General features: G+C 24.3%; 21 protein-coding genes. 20 read left to right on the top strand and 1 reads right to left on the bottom strand.

Features of this window, described 5'->3' with window-relative positions:
• Positions 1-7 precede the first annotated feature (7 nt).
• From HMPREF1092_RS14865 to HMPREF1092_RS14810, 12 genes are all read left to right on the top strand, one after another.
• Positions 8-814, top strand: coding sequence for a PHP domain-containing protein (locus HMPREF1092_RS14865; protein ID WP_002599499.1), 807 nt, complete (start codon positions 8-10; stop codon positions 812-814).
• 16 nt (positions 815-830) lie between these two features.
• Positions 831-1,856, top strand: coding sequence for a PhnD/SsuA/transferrin family substrate-binding protein (locus HMPREF1092_RS14860; protein ID WP_002599498.1), 1,026 nt, complete (start codon positions 831-833; stop codon positions 1,854-1,856).
• 21 nt (positions 1,857-1,877) lie between these two features.
• Positions 1,878-2,642, top strand: coding sequence for a phosphonate ABC transporter ATP-binding protein (gene phnC, locus HMPREF1092_RS14855; protein ID WP_040414433.1), 765 nt, complete (start codon positions 1,878-1,880; stop codon positions 2,640-2,642).
• Positions 2,643-2,654: 12 nt separating this feature from the next.
• The gene (locus HMPREF1092_RS14850) at positions 2,655-3,440 is read left to right on the top strand and encodes a PhnE/PtxC family ABC transporter permease (protein WP_002599496.1); all 786 of its coding nucleotides are present in this window, start codon (positions 2,655-2,657) and stop codon (positions 3,438-3,440) included.
• On the top strand, positions 3,437-4,291 hold the full coding sequence (locus HMPREF1092_RS14845) for a PhnE/PtxC family ABC transporter permease (RefSeq protein WP_002599495.1): 855 nt from the start codon (positions 3,437-3,439) through the stop codon (positions 4,289-4,291). Before HMPREF1092_RS14850 ends, HMPREF1092_RS14845 begins: the two co-directional genes overlap by 4 nt.
• Before the next feature lie 227 nt (positions 4,292-4,518).
• Entirely contained in the window at positions 4,519-4,881 is a 363-nt protein-coding gene (locus HMPREF1092_RS14840; protein ID WP_002599494.1) for a hypothetical protein, read from the top strand.
• Between the two features lie 199 nt (positions 4,882-5,080).
• Positions 5,081-5,437, top strand: a complete 357-nt coding sequence (locus HMPREF1092_RS14835) for a hypothetical protein (protein WP_002599493.1) — start codon at positions 5,081-5,083, stop codon at positions 5,435-5,437.
• A 144-nt stretch (positions 5,438-5,581) separates the two neighbouring features.
• Complete coding sequence (locus HMPREF1092_RS14830) at positions 5,582-5,827, top strand: CPF_0552 family protein (protein WP_002599492.1); 246 nt, start codon at positions 5,582-5,584, stop codon at positions 5,825-5,827.
• A gap of 671 nt (positions 5,828-6,498) precedes the next feature.
• The gene (locus HMPREF1092_RS14825; protein ID WP_002599491.1) at positions 6,499-7,797 is read left to right on the top strand and encodes a PTS sugar transporter subunit IIC; all 1,299 of its coding nucleotides are present in this window, start codon (positions 6,499-6,501) and stop codon (positions 7,795-7,797) included.
• Between the two features lie 610 nt (positions 7,798-8,407).
• Entirely contained in the window at positions 8,408-9,718 is a 1,311-nt protein-coding gene (locus tag HMPREF1092_RS14820; RefSeq protein ID WP_002599490.1) for a PTS sugar transporter subunit IIC, read from the top strand.
• Between the two features lie 541 nt (positions 9,719-10,259).
• Positions 10,260-10,796 carry a hypothetical protein gene (locus tag HMPREF1092_RS14815; protein WP_002599489.1) on the top strand — a complete coding sequence of 179 codons (537 nt, stop codon included), beginning with the start codon at positions 10,260-10,262 and terminating at the stop codon, positions 10,794-10,796.
• 306 nt (positions 10,797-11,102) lie between these two features.
• Positions 11,103-12,452, top strand: a complete 1,350-nt coding sequence (locus HMPREF1092_RS14810) for an MATE family efflux transporter (protein WP_002599488.1) — start codon at positions 11,103-11,105, stop codon at positions 12,450-12,452.
• A gap of 133 nt (positions 12,453-12,585) precedes the next feature.
• Here HMPREF1092_RS14810 and HMPREF1092_RS14805 read toward each other — a convergent pair whose 3' ends face one another.
• Complete coding sequence (locus HMPREF1092_RS14805) at positions 12,586-12,789, bottom strand: hypothetical protein (RefSeq protein WP_002599487.1); 204 nt, start codon at positions 12,787-12,789, stop codon at positions 12,586-12,588.
• 209 nt (positions 12,790-12,998) lie between these two features.
• Between HMPREF1092_RS14805 and HMPREF1092_RS14800 the strand changes: the two genes are divergently transcribed.
• The 8 genes from HMPREF1092_RS14800 (at position 12,999) to HMPREF1092_RS14775 (ending at position 20,039) form a co-directional block, all read left to right on the top strand.
• Positions 12,999-13,382: a CoA-binding protein gene (locus HMPREF1092_RS14800; RefSeq protein WP_002599486.1), complete on the top strand. Its 384-nt coding sequence runs from the start codon at positions 12,999-13,001 to the stop codon at positions 13,380-13,382.
• A gap of 114 nt (positions 13,383-13,496) precedes the next feature.
• Positions 13,497-13,694, top strand: coding sequence for a hypothetical protein (locus HMPREF1092_RS14795; protein WP_002599485.1), 198 nt, complete (start codon positions 13,497-13,499; stop codon positions 13,692-13,694).
• Positions 13,695-13,869: 175 nt separating this feature from the next.
• Complete coding sequence (locus tag HMPREF1092_RS14790; protein WP_144054973.1) at positions 13,870-15,225, top strand: hypothetical protein; 1,356 nt, start codon at positions 13,870-13,872, stop codon at positions 15,223-15,225.
• Between the two features lie 645 nt (positions 15,226-15,870).
• Entirely contained in the window at positions 15,871-16,926 is a 1,056-nt protein-coding gene (locus tag HMPREF1092_RS14785; RefSeq protein WP_002599483.1) for a hypothetical protein, read from the top strand.
• Between the two features lie 30 nt (positions 16,927-16,956).
• Positions 16,957-18,318 carry a hypothetical protein gene (locus tag HMPREF1092_RS14780; RefSeq protein ID WP_002599482.1) on the top strand — a complete coding sequence of 454 codons (1,362 nt, stop codon included), beginning with the start codon at positions 16,957-16,959 and terminating at the stop codon, positions 18,316-18,318.
• Between the two features lie 323 nt (positions 18,319-18,641).
• Positions 18,642-18,764: a hypothetical protein gene (locus HMPREF1092_RS17710; RefSeq protein ID WP_002599481.1), complete on the top strand. Its 123-nt coding sequence runs from the start codon at positions 18,642-18,644 to the stop codon at positions 18,762-18,764.
• Positions 18,761-19,078: a LytTR family DNA-binding domain-containing protein gene (locus tag HMPREF1092_RS17820; protein WP_081606351.1), complete on the top strand. Its 318-nt coding sequence runs from the start codon at positions 18,761-18,763 to the stop codon at positions 19,076-19,078. The genes HMPREF1092_RS17710 and HMPREF1092_RS17820 overlap by 4 nt, the downstream gene beginning before the upstream one ends.
• A 340-nt stretch (positions 19,079-19,418) precedes the next feature.
• Positions 19,419-20,039, top strand: a complete 621-nt coding sequence (locus HMPREF1092_RS14775) for a hypothetical protein (protein WP_002599480.1) — start codon at positions 19,419-19,421, stop codon at positions 20,037-20,039.
• Positions 20,040-20,334: the final 295 nt, after the last annotated feature.

Genomic DNA, 20,334 nt, shown 5'->3' with positions numbered 1-20,334 from the left:
GGAATTTATGAAAATAGATATGCATATACACTCAAATATTTCTGATGGAACAGATAGTATAGAAAAAATATTAGATAAAGCAAAAGAGAAAGGATTAGAAGGAATAGCTTTAACTAATCATGACACAATAAAAGGATTAGATGAAGCCGTAGAAATAGGAAACGAAAAAGGTATAAAGGTTATAAAAGGAGTTGAAATATCTGCTTATGACTTTAGGGGAAAGAAAAAAGTTCATATATTGGGATACAACTTTAATGAAGGAAAAAATATAGAGAGGCTTTGTAAAAATATAAGAAAAGATAGAAATGAGAATAGTCTTTGGCAATTAGAAAATTTAGAAAAGCTTGGATATAAGATTGATAAAGAAAATATTTTAAGGAAATGTGAAAAAAGTAATGTTTTATATAAGCAGCATATTGTAGAGGAATTAATAGATAAAGGATATACAGATAGAATTTATGGAGAGCTTTATAGAAAGCTTTTTAAAAATGGGGGAAAACTTGATAGAGATATTAAATATATTTCAGCATTAGAAGCAGTAGAAGCTATAAAAAAAGATGGAGGAATAGCAATTTTAGCTCATCCAGGAGAATTAGATTCTTATAGAATAATTGGCAAATTAGTATCAGGTGGATTAGATGGAATAGAATTTAATCATCCAAGTCATTCTTGTTGGGATAAAGAGAGAATTAGTGTATTTGCAAGACAGTATGATTTAATCTTAACTGGTGGAAGTGATTATCATGGTTTTTATGGAGAAAGTGAATTAGGTTCTGAATTATGTCCAAATAATTATTTAGAAGTTTTTATATAAAAGGAGATTAAAATTTATGAAGAGAATTATAGCATTAGTTATTAGTGCAACTTTAGCACTAGGAATGTTTGATGCTTGTGGAGCAAGTGAAAAGGAAAAAGGAAAAAGCGATACTATAAGAATAGTTTGGTATCCTAATGAATCTGGTGGAGATCAAGAAGAAGCAAGAAATGAAATAGGAAAAATAGTTGAAGAGGCAACAGGAAAAAAAGTAGAGCATAAGCTTACAACAGATTATTCAATTGCTATTGAAGCTTTAGCAAATGATGGAGCTGAAATTGGTTTTACAGGGGCTCAAGGCTATGTTGAAGCAAAAAAGAAAAATGATAATATAGTTCCATTAGTAGTTTCTTCAGGAAAATCAGGAACTCTTGATGATGCAGTTTATTATAGTTGGCTTGCTGTTAGAACTGGAGAAGAGGGGGAATATAAAAATGGGGACAAGTATGAAATAGATAAAATAAAAGGAAAGAAAATGTCTTTTGTATCAAATAGCTCAACTTCAGGATTTAAAGTTCCATCATCAAGTATAATAAATCATTTTGAAAATGATAATTTAAAAGAAGAAGATTTAATGCAAGGTGGTAAAGGTAAATTTTTCAATAAAGTTATTTTTGGTGGAAGTCATCAAGGTTCAGCAGTAAATTTATTAACTAATAAAAGTGATATATCAGCTTTTTGCGATACAGTTTTAATGAATTATATAGATGTGGTTTCAGGAGAATTTAATAAAGTAGGAACAAAATATAAAATTTCAGATAAGGCAGAAGAACCTTTTACTAATTTAAAAGGAAAAGAATTTGTAGCAATAAATAGTACACCAGTTTTAAATTCACCTTTTGTTATGAATAAAAATCTTTTAAGTGAAGAAGACCAAAAAAATCTTATAGATATGTTTACTTCTGATAAAGTTTCAAATAATGAAAAAGTATTTGTAAAAGAAGATTCAGATGTAAAAGGATTCTTTACAAAAACTGATAAAGAAAAATTCTTAAAGGTAGAAGATTCATGGTTTAATCCTGTAAGAGAACTTTCTAAATAAGAAATAAAAGGGGAAGAGTATATGGAGATGCTAAAAGCAAATAATCTTTATAAAGAATATAAAGGTGGAACTAAGGCACTTAGTGATATAAGCTTTTCTGTTAAATCTGGAGAATTTATTTCTATAATAGGTCCATCTGGAGCAGGAAAGTCAACTCTCCTTCGTTGCATAAATAAAATGATTGATGTAACGAAGGGAGAGCTTATTTTTAATAATACAAATGTAAAAAATATTAAAAAGAAAGAGCTTAGAAAATTAAGAACACAGATAGGAATGATATTTCAACATTACAATCTTGTAAATAGACTTTCAGTTGTAGAAAATGTTTTACATGGAAGGCTTGGCTATAAGAATACTATTCAAGGAATTATGGGGATTTATACAGAAAAGGAAAAGGAAAAAGCTTTTAAAATATTAAAAAAACTTGGATTAGAAGAACAAGCTTATAAAAGGTGCGATCAATTAAGTGGAGGGCAAAAGCAAAGAGTAGGAATAGCAAGGGCATTAATACAAAATCCAAAGCTTATTTTATGTGATGAGCCAATAGCTTCATTAGATCCAAATTCATCTAAAACAATAATGGATTATTTAAAAAATATAAATAAAACTACTGGAATAACAGTAATATTAAATTTACATCAAGTTGATGTAGCAGTTAGATATTCAGATAGGATAATAGGAATAAATGATGGAAAAATTATTTATGATGGAAAACCAGAAAATCTTACTGAAGATATAATACACAAAATATATGGGTCAGAAGTTGGGAGTCTTATAATAGACTAAAGGGGAAAAGAGATGGAAAAAGATATATTTTTAGAAAGGAAAAAGTTTTTTGGAGGAGCAGTTTTTATAATATTATTAATTTTTATAGCATCTATGAAGCTTTCAGAATTTAATATTATTAAAGGAATTTTATCTATTCCAAATGCTTTAGTGTGGATGATAGAAAGCTTTATTCCAAATAGTGATTCATTAAGTAGAATAGGAGAAATTTTAAGTAAGTTAGTAGAAACTATACTTCTTTCAATAGCAGCTACAACCGTAGGTGGAGTTTTTGCTTTTATATTTGGAATTTTGGGCTCAAGAATTACAAAAATAAATAACATATTTAGTATTTTTAGTAGAATGATTGCATCTATATTTAGAAATGTGCCAGAGGCAGTATGGGCAATGATTTTTCTTCTTTCTTTTGGTCAAAACATACTTACAGGATATTTCGCATTATTTTTTGTGTCTTTCGGAACTTTAACTAGGGCTTTTATAGAAACAATTGATGAGACAAGTGAAAGTTCGGTAGAAGCATTAGAAGCAACAGGAGCATCATTTTTGATGATAGTTATGCAAGGAATAATTCCAACAAGTATGCCACAAATAATAAGCTGGATTCTTTATATGGTAGAAACAAATATAAGAAGTTCAACACTTATAGGAATATTAACAGGAACGGGAATAGGATTTTTATTTGACCTTTACTATAAAAATATGAATTATAATGTGGCAGGACTTATAGTTATAAGCATAATAATTTCAGTAATATTAATTGAAATACTATCAAATAAGATAAGGAGAAAAATTTTATGAGTGAGCAAACTTTGAATATAAGTGTAAGAGAAACAATTAAGAGAAGTAAAAAAGGAAAGATAAATATAAGAGCAAAAGATAAATCAAAAATTTATATAAAATGCACATTAGGAATATTAGTTATTTTAACAGTACTTGGTTTTTTAACATTTGATTATAAAGGAATAAATATAAGTGAGGCTATAAGTATTACTTTTGAAAATATAAAAACTATGTTTTTTGAAGCAGAACTTTCACATTTTGGAATTGAACAAGCTTTAAAACAAATAATAATAACAGTATCTTTAGCTTTTTTAACAACTATAATAGGGGCTGTAATTGCTTTATTTCTTGGGATTTTTGCATCAAGTAATTTAAGTAATAAAAGAGTTTGTTTAACTATAAAAGGTTTTGTAGCTTTAATAAGAGCAATTCCTACAGTACTTTGGGTTTTGATATTTGCAGTAACAGCTGGACTTGGATCAGAAGCAGCAGTAATAGGAATGACTTTTCATACAGTAGGATATTTAATAAAAGCATATTCAGAAGCATTTGAAGAAATAGATGAAGGAGTTATAGAAGCTTTAAAAGCAAGTGGGGGAAGCTTTTGGCAAATAGTTTTTCAAGCAGTTTTTCCATCTTCTATAAGATATATAATTGCATGGACATTTTTAAGATTTGAAATAAATTTTACAAATGCAGTTGCTATGGGAGCAGCAGCTGGTGCAGGAGGAATTGGCTTTGAATTATTTATGTCTAGTAATTTTTATTTTAATGTAAGAGAAGTAGGGATAATATCAATAATGATATTAATTTGTGCAATGTGTTTAGAATTTTTCTCAACAAAGATAAAAAATAAATATATAAATTAAATAAAAAAAGACAAGCTTAAAACTTGTCTTTTTTATATATAATTTTCTAAATAATACTAATAAATAATTATAAAATAGAAATTTAAAATAATTATTTATACATAGACAAACAAATAGATATAAAAATCTTTCCTATAAAAACTTCTTAAATTTATTTACTATATATCATATAATATAAAAAATATATAAAAATTAGAAATTAATACAATATATTACAGGAGGAATATATGAATAAAGAAAAATTAGATATAAAATCAATAATAAAATTAGTTATTTCAGCAATTTTATTTTTAATTTTAGGATTTATAGCTTCAAAAGTCTCAGATTATAATTTGAATGATGTATTTTTTGTTGAAGGAATTATATTAATATTTGGTGGAATATTATCTTCAATGAAAGGAAATTCAAAAGGATTATCAATGCAAGGGCTAGGAAGTATAAATGCTCAATATATTTCAAATATAAATCTAGAAATAACAAAAAGAGAAAGAGAAAAAGTAAATTTAAAAGAAGAAATAAAATTTGTTTTTAGTGATTTAGTATTAATTTTATCTGGTTTAACATGTATAGTTATTAATTATATAATTTAAAAATATTAAATATCTAAATAAATTATTAAAGTGTTAACTAAAACAATTTGTTTATATTAAAATACTAAGAAATTTCTTGTGTTTATGATAGACAAGCATATTTTATTAAAAATCCTTATTTAAAGGATTTTTTTGTTACAAAAAGTAAAAAATCTTAATATAATATAGTATAAAAAATAAAATATAGGAGTTAAGTTGCATGGGAAATTCTAATTTAAATAACAAAGTTTTAGTTTTACTTAAAGTAATTTTAACTGTAATATCATTTGTAGCTTTAGGGGCAATTTTTTCAAGATTTTTAAATTATAGTATTAAAGATAGTCTTTTTATTGAAGGTTTAGTATTGATTATTAGCGGAATATTATCTTCCATTGGAGAAAGTCCAAGTTGCTTAACAAATGGAACATTAGGACAAATTAACTCCAATGCAAATCTAGAGGTTATAAGAATGGAAAAGCAAAGACTTGAATTTATTAATTCTTTTAGATTTGCATATAGTACAATAATATTAATAGTATCAGGTTTTGCTTGTTTACTTATAAATTATGTAATTTAGTGTAAAGGTAATCATATAAATTTAAAGAGCTTTTATACAATTATCTTAGGATAATTGTATAAAAGCTTAATTTTTTTGAAATGCTCCTTTGAATAAGTATAAAAAAATTGGGAAGTATATTTATATAAAAAAGGAGTGATGAGCGTGATTCATATAATGGCAATAAGATTAGCACCTAGAAATAAAATAGCACCTACTGTCCAAGAGATTCTAACTAAATATGGATGTATAATAAAAGTTAGGTTAGGACTTCATGATGCAAGTATGACTGAGTGTTCTTCAGATGGACTAATTCTTCTTCAACTTATAGATAAAGTAGAAGATATTATAAGACTTAAAGATGAATTAAACTCTTTAGAAGGAGTTTCAGCTAAAACAGTTGAAATTTAAAATATTAAAAAGTACCTATAGTTTTAACTATAGGTACTTTTATTAATTTCCTATATTTAGTACAAAAAATAAACGTAAAATATAAAAAAACTAATTTAAAGTTGCAAAATATTAAAATATAAACTAAAAATAATTTTTATTATTATAAAATTCAATAAATTTAAAAAATATGATATTTAAATGTTTACTATTAAAATAATTTTCATAAAAGTGTGGAGTGTGTTATACAGATATTTTTTATAAAAAAGTTTTCATAATAAAGTGTGCAAAATTGTGCCTATTTAATAAAATTAATATAAATTAAAATATTATAATACAAAAATAAGTTTTATTGTTAAATTAATACAAAATAAATAATTTTGTATAAGTTTACATATTGGAACAGCTTGGAGAAAATATTTCTAAAAAAATAAAAATAAATCAAAATAGTAAATAAAACATGAATTTATATAAAGTTGATAGTGTGTAATATTTATAGATAGGCTATAAGTTAGTAAAAATGCCATTTATACAGTTATCTTATAGAAAATTTTAATAAAATTTAAATTGGCATAATAATTGCTAAAGAATTATATTGCTAGAGTAAAATAAGATAATTTTACAAAAGACAGAAATAATTTAATTACTTTACAAAAGAAAAGGTTTTATAAAAAGTTTATCGGAGGTACAAAATGAAAAAGTTTATTGCTTTTATGGAAGAAAAAGTAGTTCCAGTCGCGGCTAAAATTGGTGCAGAACCACATTTAGCAGCTATTCGTGATGGGTTTGTTACAATTATCCCAATTATCATGGCTGGAGCTATTGCAATATTAATTAATAATTTTCACATTGATTTTTATCAAAATTTAATGGCACATATATTTGGACCGGGTTGGAAGCAACTAGGAGAATATGTATGGAATGGTTCATATGCTATTATGGCCCTTTTAGTTTGTTTTACAATTTCTTATCATTTAACTAAAGGAAGAGGTAAAGATGGACTAGCAGCAGGGGTTGCATCAGTAGGTGTATTTATAATTTTACTTGCTGATTTAGCTAAAGGAACAGATTTCTTAGGAACTAATGGACTTTTACTATCTATAGTTGTAGCTTTAGTAATAGGTGATTTAATGTGCGTTTTACTTGGTAACCCAAAATTAGTTATCAAAATGCCAGCAGGAGTTCCACCAGCAGTTGCAAAATCATTTGCTTCAGTTTTCCCAACAATGATAGTTATTTGGGGAGCAGCATTAATACAAGAAATATTTATAATATTTGTTCATAATACTACTATTCCAGCAGTTGTAAATAAGTTTATACAAACTCCATTACAAGGTGTAATTAGTAGTTTCTGGGGAGTAATGATACTTATAATAGTAATTCAAATTCTTTGGTTCTTTGGATTACATGGAGCAAACATGATGTTCCCAATTATTCAAAGTGTTCTTTTCCCATTAACTATAGCTAACATGAAATTAGTTGAAGCTGGTCAAGCACCAAAATATATAATAAATGACCAATTCTTAAACTCATTTGTTAATATGGGAGGTTCGGGATTAACCATTTGCTTAATTATAGCTATATTTATAGTTGGTAAGAAAAGTAGTGATACTCAAAAAGTTATTGCGAAACTTGCAGTAGCACCTGGAGTATTCAATATAAATGAGCCAATTATATTTGGATTACCAATATGTTTAGATCCTATTTATGTAATACCATTTATCATAGCACCATTAATTAACTGTACTATTACTTATCTTTCAATGGTTGGAGGACTTGTTCCGTATCCAAGTGTTGAAATATTCTGGACAGTGCCACCAATTTTAAGTGGTATCTTAGGTACTAACTCATGGCAAGGTGGAGTACTTGCAATAATATTATTAATAATAGATATATTAATTTATATTCCATTTGTAATAATTGCTGGAGATAGAGATAAAAAAATTCAAGCAGCAGCAGAAGCTGAAGAAGCAGCTAAAGCAGAAGCTTAATATAAAAAAAAACGTCGATTTTAAATCGGCGTTTTTTTTTAATAAAAGTATTTCTACATATTATAAAGATTTTAATACAAAGAATATTAAATTTAAAACATAAATATATAAAGGATTAAAAAATAATTTGATATAAAAGATTTATAATAAATTAAGATACCATATTATTTTTATATTGTTATAATAATTAAAGTTAGTGTGTAATATTAAAATGTTAACATGAAAAATAATTTTTAATATAAAAAATAGTAAAAAATAGGATATTAATATAAAAATAGGAGTTAAAAATTTCTAAAAAGTAAATAATATTTCTAAAGGATAAATAAATTTAAATATTTTGAAGAAAACATTTACACACAAATTTTAGAAAAGTTTATGATAATGTTTACAAGTGTGTATAAGGAATAAATTTTTTTGAAACTTAGTAAACTAGCCGATTTTAGAGGGTAAATTACATAAAAATTTAATTGAATTAAATTTGGCACGAGAAATGCTTTAGTAATTAGTGTCAAAAAAAATAAAAAATTAAAAAAGCTTACATAAGAGATTAGGTATCATAAAAATTTTTACAAGCTTTTTTGAAGAGAAAAATTTTATGGAGGAGAGGCAAATGAAAAAATTTATTGCTTTTATGGAAAAATATGTTGTTCCTGTAGCGGCCAAAATTGGTGCTGAGCCACATATGGCAGCTATCCGTGATGGATTTGTTACTATTATTCCTTTAATTATGATAGGAGCTGTGGGAATACTAGTAAATAATATAACAGATGCACATTGGTATGTTGGATTTATGTCTAGTATATTTGGAGCAGGCTGGAAAGGCTGGGGTGGAAATGTTTGGAATGCATCCTATGCTATAATGAGTTTAGTTGTTTGTTTTACAATTTCTTATCATTTAACTAGAAGTAGAGGTAAAGATGGTTTAGCAGTAGCAGTTGTTGCAGTAGGAGTTTTTATTCTATTTATATATGATTTAGCAAAAGGAACTACTTTCCTTGGAACAGATGGTCTTTTACTTGCAATAGTAATTGCTCTTATAGTTTCAGATATAATGTGTTTACTTCTTGGAAATCCAAAATTACTTATTAAAATGCCAGATGGAGTTCCACCAGCAGTTTCAAGATCTTTCGCATCATTATTCCCAACAATGATAGTTGTTGGTGGGGCAGGTATATTACAAGAAATATACTTAATGTTCCATACAGGAATGGTACTACCAGCACTTTTCAATAAATTGATTCAAACTCCATTGCAAGGTGTAGTTAGTAGTTTCTGGGGAGTTTTAGTACTAATATTTGTAATTCAATTACTGTGGTTCTTTGGACTTCATGGTTCAAATATGATGTTACCAATAGTTCAAGGTGTTTTATTCCCACTTACAATAGATAACATGAAGGCTATAGAAATGGGTCATAAAGCTAAATATATAATTAATGACCAATTCCTAAACTCTTTCTGTAATATGGGAGGATCTGGACTTACAATTTGTCTTATTATAGCAATATTTATTGTTCATAAGAAGAGTAGTGATCAACAAAAAATGATAGCAAAACTTGGTATTGCTCCAGGAGTATTCAATATTAATGAACCAGTTATATTTGGTTTACCAATATGTTTAGACCCTATATATATAATTCCATTTATGGGAGCACCACTTCTAAATGCTGTTATTACTTATTTCGCAATGTCAGGAGGATTAGTTCCATATCCAACTGTTGAAATATTCTGGACAATTCCACCAGTATTAAGTGGTATACTTGGTACTAGATCATGGCAAGGTGGAGTATTAGCAATAATATTACTAATAATTGATGTCTTAATTTACATTCCTTTTGTTATAGTTGCTGCAGATAGAGATAAAAAGACTCAACAAGAAGCAGAAGCTAAAATGCAAGAGGAAATGGCAAAACAAAACGCATAATTAAATTGCCGATAAACTTAATAATATAAAACCTTAAGCTGTTTCAATTAATTTGAAGCAGCTTATTTTTTACAAATTATTATTGAATAAGAGATTAATTATATCATAGTTGGAAATATAAATAGTAATTTAATTGATAATAATATAAATTTTATTGTGGAATAAAAGAAAATAGACAAATAACTTTTTATTACGATAGTTCTAAAGATTTTGGAAAAATAGGTACATTTATTTTGAAAGATTAATTTTGTTTATAATAAATTATGTAAATTAAATCGAATAGGGAATAAGTAGAGAAGTCAATTTAGCTATTAACGTAAAAGGAGTTTTTAATATTAAAAAGCAAAATTAAAATCATTTAAATACCTTTTATTATGAAAAAGAAGATACATTTAACCTAATTAATAAAACACCTATAAAATTAAAGAATTAATGTAAAAATATAAAAAATAATGTTAATCTTATATGTAAGAATAATCTGTACTATAATCATTTGTGGTATAATTTAGAAACGTAGTAACGTTTAGGAGGAAAAACAAAAGTGGTTATAAAGTACAAGAATGATGTAGAAGAATTAATTGATCTAAATCTTCTTACAGTAAAACTTTCGAAGAAAAAATGGCTCAGAAACAACTTGATACCTGTAATTTATTCAATAATAAGTATCATAGTTTGTATTTCTGTTATAATATTTTATGGGGGATTTGCACCAAGAAATAAAATACTTATATATGTTATAGTATTATGTAATGCGCTTTTCTGGGTAAGAGTTCTTCTTGCTAGTAGAACTGTTTATAGAAAAAGTGTTCTTAGAATGTTAAGAAAAAATCCTGCTTATGGACAAAATAAAGAGGTAACAAGAAAACCTAAAGAATTTTATGTTCAAAATTTAGATGATAAAAGTAAATCATATAGCATTAAAATAAAAGATGTATCTAGAGTTATAAGAAAAGATGATTATTTAATTATGTATGATAAGGATTATACTCCACTTCTTATGTTTCCGAATAAATTATTAAAAGGAAACTTAGGTGAAGAAGAATTCTTTAAAGGTTTAAAAATAGAAGATATAAAATAATATATAAAAGTAACAGTTATGTATAAAAAATAACTGTTATTTTTTTATAGGCTCTGTTTTGAATTAAGGTTGATAATATATAGTATAAAATATAGATTGCTATTCCTTTTTATAAATTATTATAGAGTAAATTTTAAAATATAAATAGTTATTTGTATAATTAGGATAAATTATTAAAAAATATCATTTATATATAACATAATTCATTTTTAATAATTTAAATGTGAAATTTTTCAAGCACTTTTAGTGATTTAAGCTATATACTTTTATAAAAACTGTGTATAGTATTAAGAATGGGGTGATTTTTTGAAAAATATAGATTTAACAAAAGGAAATATAACAAAATCTTTATTAGCACTTTCAATGCCCATTATATTAACTAATTTCATTCAAACTGCTTATGGTATGGTTGATATGATATGGATTGGTAGACTTGGTAGTGATTCAGTTGCAGCTATTGGAACAGCAAGTTTTTTTATAAATCTTTCTCTTTCAATAGTAAGTGTAATTTTAATAGGAACAGGAGTTAAGCTTTCTCATGCAATTGGTTCTGGGCAAAGGGATAATGAAAGAGAATATATAAATAATGGAATAATAATGGTTTTTATTTTAGGAATTATATATATGATTTTTCTAATTGTTTTTAGAAAACCATTAATAGATTTTTATAAGCTTGGAAATCCATGGGTAAATAGTATGGCAGAAAAATATTTAGTTATTTCTGCTTTAGGAATAATAGTTATGTATTTAAATTCTCTTTTAACTATTATATTTAATTCATATGGAAATAGTAAAATGCCTTTTAAAGCAAATACAACTGGATTTGTATTTAATATAATTTTAGATCCTATACTTATATTTGGAATTGGGCCTATTTCTGGCTTAGGTGTTTTAGGTGCTGCTTTTGCAACACTTATTTCAAGGTGTATTGTATTAGGGATATTTATATTTTCAAGTAGAGGATTAATAAATCATTTCAAAGGTGGAATGAAATTAAACATAGAAAAGGCAAAAGAGGTAATAAAATTAGGATTTCCAGTAACTGTTCAAAGGGTTACATTTAGTCTTATATCAATAACAATAGGAAGAATAGTATCTGATTTTGGGCCTACTGCAATTGCAGTCCAAAAAGTAGGAGTTCAAATAGAATCAGTTTCTTATGTTACTATTGGAGGGCTTCAAGGTGCTATTTCAGCTTTTGTAGGGCAAAATTATGGTGCAGATAAAAAAGAAAGAATAATAGAAGGATATAAAAAGGCACTTACACTAACTTTAATATTTGGAGGAACAATAACTTTAATATTTTTATTATTCCCAAGTTATATATTTAGAATATTCTTATCAGAACCTCATGCTGTAGCTATGGGGACAGGATATATGAGGATACTTGGAATATCTCAAATATTTATGTGTGTAGAGCTATTAACTGTTGGTGCTTTTAATGGAATAGGTAAAACTTATGTACCACCAATTATTTGCACATTATTTAGTCTTCTTAGAATTCCATTTGCATTATTGCTTTCATCAACTGTTTTAGGTTTAGATGGAATATGGTGGAGTATAAGTGTAAGTAGTATATTTAAAGGAAGTATACTTGTGATTTGGTTTATAATTTTGCTTAAAAAATATAAACATTCAAATTTAAAAAATATTTAATTTAAAATTTATCTTAATAAAATATAATATTCTAATTAATAACTATATTTATTTTAATTTTATATAAGATTAATTAGAAGTGTAAATAAAAAACCACTAGTAACTAACATTTTACTAGTGGTTTTATATTCAATTAACTAATTGAATATAATAAATTTAATACCATTTGATGAATAACTGGTACATGATTATATATGTATACAAGAATTAATATGGCTATAACGAAAACAGCTAAATGTAATATAGCTTTAAAAATTTTCCAAACAACAAATCCTCCAACAACTAAAAATATTAAAGTTGCTAAAAATTGAGTTATACTCATACCGAAAATTTCCATATAAAAAACTCCAATCTTATAATATATTTTTATAATGTTTTTATTATAGCATATAGAGACAAGCTTAGTTAGTACAAATTTTTTACAATAGACAATATGAAATTTAAAATTATAATAAAAATAGTTTTTATATAATAACGGGATAAGATAAGTTTTATAATAATTATAGAAATTAAGGGAAATAATTTAATTGAAAGGATGTGACTTAAATGAATTTAGAAAGTATATATTCAGAAGAGATTACTTGGGCAGTTATTGGCGATATATTAAATAAAGAAAAATATGCTTATAAAATCTTAAAGAATTTTGAAAATAAAGGTTATAACGTAGTTGGAGTAACTCCATATGATGAAATAGATGGAGAAATGAAAGAATTAAAAGATATTGATTTAAATATAGAAGGGGTTAATTTATGTGTAAGCCCAAGCAAAGGATATGAAAATCTATTTAATGATACAAATCATAAAATAAAGTATGTTATAGCTCAACCTGGGGCTAGAAGCGAGAAAATAAAAGAGCTTTGTAAAGATAGAGGAATAGAATATATAGAAGCATGTACCTTAGTAACATTGATAAAAAAGAATAGGATTTAGTAATAAATTTGTGAAATATATAAAAAATGTAAATTTTACAAAGAAAACCTATACAAGTATTATAATTAGTGCTAAAATAAAGAAAAAAGTTTTTAAGGTTGGGAGATAATTTTATTGAGATTACAAGAAGATTACTTAAATCAAATAAATAAAGATATAGCTACAATGGAAACTACATCAGTAATGGGATTAAATGAACTGTCATACAATAGATATATAAAAGTAAAATATGTTTACAGTGTTATATCTGAAATGTTTATTTTAACAATGATAACTTTATTTATTACATTAATAGGCATGATGATTTACTAAGAAAGAAAACGAGAACTACCTTAAGGTAGTTCTTTTTGGTTATAAAATAAATTATTAGAGAAAATATTTAAAGTGAATTACAAGAATAATAAATATATAAATTTTATTATTCTTTTTTTATATTTGGTAGAAAAATGGTAAAATATAAGAGTATGGTATGAAAGGTTGTGAGGATATGAGGAAAAAATGGCTAATAAAATTAGTGGGTGGAATAGTATCAATATGTATAGGGTTTGGAACTGCATTAATACTTAATAGAAATATTTTTACTGATGAAAGTAGAAATATTAGAGTTAAAGCTGATGTAAAAGTAGAGGAAGAATTTAATTTAGAAAAAGAAAAATCTAAAACAAGTAATGAAGCTTTAATTAAAGAATTAAAGTATGATGGATGTATATATTACAATGATATAAAGTATGATAAAGATGTTTATATAAAAACTTATTTATTTGAAGTAACACCTAATATGAAAATAAATGAAAATAATGATTTATTTTTAGAAGGAATAGACTTAGGTTGGACAATGAAAATTGATAATAAAGATTATGGAGTTTTAGAGGCTATTCAAACTAAAATAACTATTAATGAAAAAGACCAAATTATGGATTCTAAAGGAAAAAAAGATTTAGAAACACTAGATATATTCTTAATAGAAGGTAAGATAAATGATAATGGGAAAATTGAATTAGTAAATAAAGAAAAGAAAACTTATAAAGAATTTATGGAGGAAAAAGAAAATAAAGAGTATAAAAAGTTTTTTATAAATGATTTAGAAAAATATAAAGCATTATCTAAAGAAGATTTAAAAGATGAAGAAGAACTAAAACTTTTAACAAAAGAAATAAAAAACAAATATAAAATGAAAAAGATAAGTTATGAAAATTTTGAAGAGGTATATGGCTCTAATTATAGATATTATGTAGGATATTTTTTAGATGAAAAGAATTATGAAAATAATGTTTATGCTATTAGGGACAGAAAGGAAGATAAAACTTATACTTTTCAAAAAGGGACAATCACTTCAATAAGAGAAATTTTTCAATATAAAGATAAACTTTATGCACTTAGAAGAGAAGGAGATATATTAGAAATAGAATTAAAGGAAGATAAGATAGAAATTATAAACACTTTTAAAAATAAAATAAAGCATGAGAGTGTAGGAGAATGTCATTTACTTGGTTTAAAAGATGGGTATGTTTACTTTAGAAATTATAAACCAGTAGATTCTATAATGGCATTTGATTTAGAAAAAGAAGAATTTAAATTAGTTTATAATAGTAAATTTGAAGTGATGGAAGATATAGACATGTTTAATGGATATATAAGTTTTTATAAAAATCCTAAGAATTCAGGAGCAAAAAGCATAGGAGTTTTAAAAGAAGGTAAAATAGAAATATTAATAGATAATATTGAAGATATGAAATATTCAACTGAATTATTTAATGAAGATACAGTTATAATAGAAAATAGAAAAGAAGATAAGCAAACAAAAAAATTATTTACAGAAATAAAAGTATATAAATTAAATTAATAAAGACATGACCTAAATTAAAGGTCATGTCTTTATTTTCTATTAAATATAAATTTATTTTTTAAAAGATTTCCTCGTAAATGAATATAAATAACTTTTCATATAGTTTGGAGTTGAAAAAATTTAAGACATCTATAAAATTTATATAAATATTAAAAAAAGTAACTTAAATAAAATACTCGTAAATAAGTATTAATATATAACAAAAAATAAAGTGTATTGGGAAAATAAATAGAGATTTTTTATTTAAGTTTTACTTTCTAATTTTAAAGAAAATAAATAAATTGTTTCCAGCTTATTTTAGCAAAGCTAAAATTTTATATAAGCAAAAAGCAGAAAACAATTTAAATATTTCCAAAAAAATTAGAAAATTCTAGATGGATTTGATAAAATGTATATATGAATAAAATATTAAATTTTTAAACAAAAGGGGAAGAATATGGATAAAAAGTTATTATTGGGGTTATTACTTTTGGGATTGTTGGAGTTGTTGGAACTATTGGGGCTATTGCAGGATATTCTTATTCTAAAAAACCAGATTTAAAAATAGAAGAGACTAATTTTGAAGGCGATAATAAGCTTTTAAATAAAGAAAAGATAGACAGTGATTTAAATTATGATGACATAATTTATAAAGATGGGAAAGTGTATTTTAAGAAATATGTAGTAATATTAGGAAAAGGAGATTATCCTATAACTGTAAATGATGAAAATGAATTAGTTTGTAGAGGTAGTGTTATAGGAAAAGGAGTTACTATTTCAGATAAAAAATTTGGAGATTTATCATCAGTTGAAGTAATCGAAAAATATGGAATATATGAAGTGGTTAACCAATTGACTAGATTAGATCCATTTATAACAAAAGAAATTACTTTTGAAATAAAGGACGGAAAAGAAAAAATTGTAGAAGAAAAAGATATTTCATTTAAAGATTTTAAAAATAGAAAAGATAATTTTAACAAAGTTAGACCTGAATATGATGTTCAACAGAGAATTAGCAAAATAATGAAAGAGTTTAAAGGGGAAACTTTAGCTGTAGGTATAATGAGAGTACATGATTCAGATGGAAAATATACTTTTGTGAGATTTTATTCTGATGAAGCAAGAACTATGCTTACTGGCTATGGAATTTTAAAGGATGAGACAGGAGAAGCATATTTAGATACAGCTAATGACAGTAATAAAAATATAGTTGATATAGTTTTAGTTGATGGAAAGTTTTATGGAGTTTTATCTTCAGGAAATATAGTTTTACTTAATTTAAATGATTGGCAAATTAAGTATGAGAAAGAATACAAAAATATATTAAAAGGTTTAAAAACTAGAGCTAGATATTTAGGTACATCAGGAGATTATATTTATTTAAAATATATAAATGGGGAAAGTGAAAGTTTAGTATCTTTTAATACAAAGACTGGAGAATTTTCTAAAGCTTATAAAGGTGAAAATAATAATCTTCATATTGAAGATGTAAATGATGGATATATTATATTTAGTGAGGGTTCTGGAGAAAAATCTAAAAAAGTTGATATAGGTCATTTAAATGGAAACACTATAGAAATTATTAAAAAAGATATTGAAAAGTTAGATAAAGAAAAAGTAATTTTAAATGATGAATATATTGCAGTAGAAAAATCTAAGCTTAAAGATGGCACAAAGGAAGTTATAGGAACAGAGTTAGAGCTTTACAAACTAAAGTAGCTTTTCATAATGAAATAAAGTGGGGGAAATATGAAAAAGGGGATTTTATGGTCAATAATAGCTTTAGTTATTATAGTCATAAGCATGTCAATATACAAATTAAGGCCAATTTTAAATACTATAGAAGTAAATGAAAAAGGAAAATTAGTATGCGAATATGAAATAAATGATATAGAATCATTTTTAGATAACATCTATTTTGAAAACGGAGATATTATAGGGGAAGCTTATTTATTTGATTTAAATAAAAATATGGAAATAAGAGAAGATAAGGTATATCTTGAAAATGATGAATTAACGAGGGCCATTAAAATTGGAGATAAGGTATATGGAGATTTAAGATTATTAACTTCAGGAGTGGGATATTATTTAAATTATATATCTAAATCAATAGAAAGTTATTATGGAGATAAAAGAGAAAATATAGATATTAAAAAAGTAAAATTTAAAATAAATAAAAATTGTAAATTAGACTTTTTAGAAGAAAAAAAGATTGACACTAATAAATATATAGATAAGTTGAAACTTGAAACATCTAAAGAAATAAAAGAAAATCCAAGCCTTTTAAATTATGTAGAAAAAGAAGATAGAGAGTATTTAAAAGATACTTTAATAGAAGAACTGGAGAGTTTAAAAAATGAATTAGGTTTAAGTTATCTAAATATAAAAGATGTATATTATTCTGATTATAGATACTATGTAGTACGTTTTTCTAATGGACAAGATTTAGTTGAAGGAATAGTAGACAATAAAGAAGAAAAAATTTATTTAGGTAATAAAAATGAATTTTCTATATATGATTCAAAAATAATTACGGATGTTATTTATTTAAAAGGTAAGTTTATTGGAATATTAGAAAATGGTTCTATTATAGAGTTAGGAATAGAAAATAATAAATTAAAAGTTAATAAAACTTATAGATATGGAAATATAATAGATAAGTTTAAGGGATATTTTGTTAGAAATAAAGGGAAGCTTTTAGGAATCAAAGGAGAGGATATTTATATACTTTTAGATGAAGAGCTTATAGTATTTAACTTAAATAATAAAAAGTTTGATAATATTTGGAGAAAGGATAATCATAAAATTATACATAATTATAATTTTAATGATGGTTTTATATTATTTACTTCAGAATATAAATTAAAAGATGAAAATGTAACTATTATTGATGGACATATAGAAAATAAAAAAGTGTCAGAAGATATTGCAAAAATGAGTATTGGAAAATTAGAAGGAAACAAAATAAAAATTATTGTAGATAATATAGAGACTTATGCTCCAGAGATTACAAGGATAAAATATTATAACGAATATGCTATAGTTATAAAAAATGATTTTAAAGAAGGAAGAGGTTTAATAAGAAAAGCTGCTGTATATAAAATTAAATAACATAAATATAAAAGGATAAGCTATAAGCTTATCCTTTTTATGTGTAAATCTAACTTTACTCGACTTTCTTTAGTTATGAAAAAACATTTTTATATATTTATAATTACTAATGCCTGTTGTTTCATATTATAGCTCTTTTTTATTTAATGAATTTTAATATATCAATTATATGGAAGTGTTTGGAGAAACGATATTTTTTATAGATATATACAGAATGAATTTTGGCAAGTTAGATATATAAATATACATCTTAGTTGTAAACAGTTGAATGGGTAAATAAGTAATAATATACTTATATTACAGCTTAAGCTTGGAGGATGGGTATGAGAATAAAAATTGATGAACAAGAAAATTTACAAGAGATAGTAGTTACAATTTCTTGTAGAAAAGTTAATAAAGAAGTTTCAGACATTATTAAACTTTTAAAAATGAAAATAAAACTATAAGTGGGATAAAAGAAATTGAAGTTATTTTAGTCAAAGTATTTGAAATTCTATATATAGAAAGTGTTGATAAAAAGACTTTTATATATACAAAAGAAGATGTTTTTCAATGTAAGGAAAAGCTTTATGAACTAGAAGAAATTTTAGAAAAAGAAAGTTTTATAAGAATTTCTAAAAATACAATAGTAAACCTTAATAAAGTTTCTAAAATAGTTCCTGACATTAGTAGAAGATTAATATTAACTTTAGAAAATAAAGAGAAAGTAATAGTTTCTAGAAGTTTTACTTTTAATTTTAAAAAGAGTTTGGGGCTTTAAGGGAGGTTTTTTTATGGTTAAAGAAATTTTTTATTTATTTTTTAGAAATTAATTTATTAATTTAGCTTTATATACACTTTTATCTAAAGATATAAATAAAGTAAATATTTTTATTATTATAGGCTTTAGTATAATTTTTTCTATTATAGAAAAAGGATTAAATAAAAAAAGTTTAATTAAAAAATATTCATATAGATTAAGATTTATCTTATTTTATACAATGTTTATGGCTTTTGAATTTATGCTTTGGGATAGATTTAAAATTATAGATATTAAATGGTTAATAGGAGCATCACTATTAATTTGAATTGGGTTAATTATTTATGTTCAGATAAAAAATATGAGACTTAATAAAGAAAGTAAAAAATACAATAAGGTTTTAGAAGAGTATAAAATTAGATTAAAGGAGAGTAATAAAACAGCAATGGAAAATAAATTTATGAGATCAGTTATATATATTAATGGAGAACCAAATGAAAACTTGTTAGCGACAGATGCTATTTATTCAATATTTATAAAAGAAACAAATATAGAAATATATAATAGAAATCTTATTACTATGAAAGTGAAAAAATTAAATGAAAATATATCATTTTCAGAAATTGATTCAATTAAGATAAGTGTAGGGAATATATTTAGAACTAGAGGAACAGGATTTCCACTTAAATTTAATTATGATGGAGAAGAAGACAGATTATATAAGTTAGCATATACACTAGAATTAGAAATAAGTCTTAGAAGTGGTGAGGTTAGAAAAATAAATACCAACGAAATAAGAGAGACTTTCAATTATCTAATAAATATATTAAAGGAACAGGCTATAAATTATGAAGATACTTATAATTTAGAAAAGCTTTTAAAAGATAAAGATGATAAAGAACTTCTAAAATACTTCTTAAAGAATGAAATAGGAACTGATGGTCTAGCAGGTCAATATTTCAAGAATATTTATAGAAACTAGAATATATATAAATAGATATATTATAAATAATAAAGATAAAGACATTTTTAAAGTTGTAGTAAAAGCTTTTTAAATGTCTTTTTTATATAATTTTTTATTAAAATATTATATATCAAATTTAATGTTATATATTATATTACATCTAAATTTACAAGTTTTTTCCTTATTATTTTAATAATTGAAAATATGATTTACTAGAAGTATTTATACTATTTTATTACTTATATTTTATATTTAATACCATTTTTTAGAATAATTGATATAAAATTTCTTATATTGTATACTTTAGCTATAT

The sequence above is a fragment of the Clostridium thermobutyricum genome (genome assembly GCF_000371465.1).
Lineage (GTDB): Bacteria > Bacillota > Clostridia > Clostridiales > Clostridiaceae > Clostridium > Clostridium thermobutyricum.
Note: the sequence above shows the minus strand (reverse complement) of the source record. Positions and strands in the feature narration are given on the sequence as shown.

Coding starts and splice junctions, on each gene's coding strand:
- HMPREF1092_RS14790 (WP_144054973.1), top strand. CDS start 13,870: ATGAGGAAAAAATGGCTAATAAAATTAGTGGGTGGAATAGTATCAATA.
- HMPREF1092_RS14805 (WP_002599487.1), bottom strand. CDS start 12,789: ATGGAAATTTTCGGTATGAGTATAACTCAATTTTTAGCAACTTTAATA.
- HMPREF1092_RS14835 (WP_002599493.1), top strand. CDS start 5,081: ATGGGAAATTCTAATTTAAATAACAAAGTTTTAGTTTTACTTAAAGTA.
- HMPREF1092_RS17710 (WP_002599481.1), top strand. CDS start 18,642: ATGAGAATAAAAATTGATGAACAAGAAAATTTACAAGAGATAGTAGTT.
- HMPREF1092_RS14825 (WP_002599491.1), top strand. CDS start 6,499: ATGAAAAAGTTTATTGCTTTTATGGAAGAAAAAGTAGTTCCAGTCGCG.
- HMPREF1092_RS14800 (WP_002599486.1), top strand. CDS start 12,999: ATGAATTTAGAAAGTATATATTCAGAAGAGATTACTTGGGCAGTTATT.
- HMPREF1092_RS14775 (WP_002599480.1), top strand. CDS start 19,419: ATGAGACTTAATAAAGAAAGTAAAAAATACAATAAGGTTTTAGAAGAG.
- HMPREF1092_RS14780 (WP_002599482.1), top strand. CDS start 16,957: ATGAAAAAGGGGATTTTATGGTCAATAATAGCTTTAGTTATTATAGTC.
- HMPREF1092_RS14840 (WP_002599494.1), top strand. CDS start 4,519: ATGAATAAAGAAAAATTAGATATAAAATCAATAATAAAATTAGTTATT.
- HMPREF1092_RS14820 (WP_002599490.1), top strand. CDS start 8,408: ATGAAAAAATTTATTGCTTTTATGGAAAAATATGTTGTTCCTGTAGCG.
- phnC (WP_040414433.1), top strand. CDS start 1,878: ATGGAGATGCTAAAAGCAAATAATCTTTATAAAGAATATAAAGGTGGA.
- HMPREF1092_RS14850 (WP_002599496.1), top strand. CDS start 2,655: ATGGAAAAAGATATATTTTTAGAAAGGAAAAAGTTTTTTGGAGGAGCA.
- HMPREF1092_RS14860 (WP_002599498.1), top strand. CDS start 831: ATGAAGAGAATTATAGCATTAGTTATTAGTGCAACTTTAGCACTAGGA.
- HMPREF1092_RS14845 (WP_002599495.1), top strand. CDS start 3,437: ATGAGTGAGCAAACTTTGAATATAAGTGTAAGAGAAACAATTAAGAGA.
- HMPREF1092_RS14865 (WP_002599499.1), top strand. CDS start 8: ATGAAAATAGATATGCATATACACTCAAATATTTCTGATGGAACAGAT.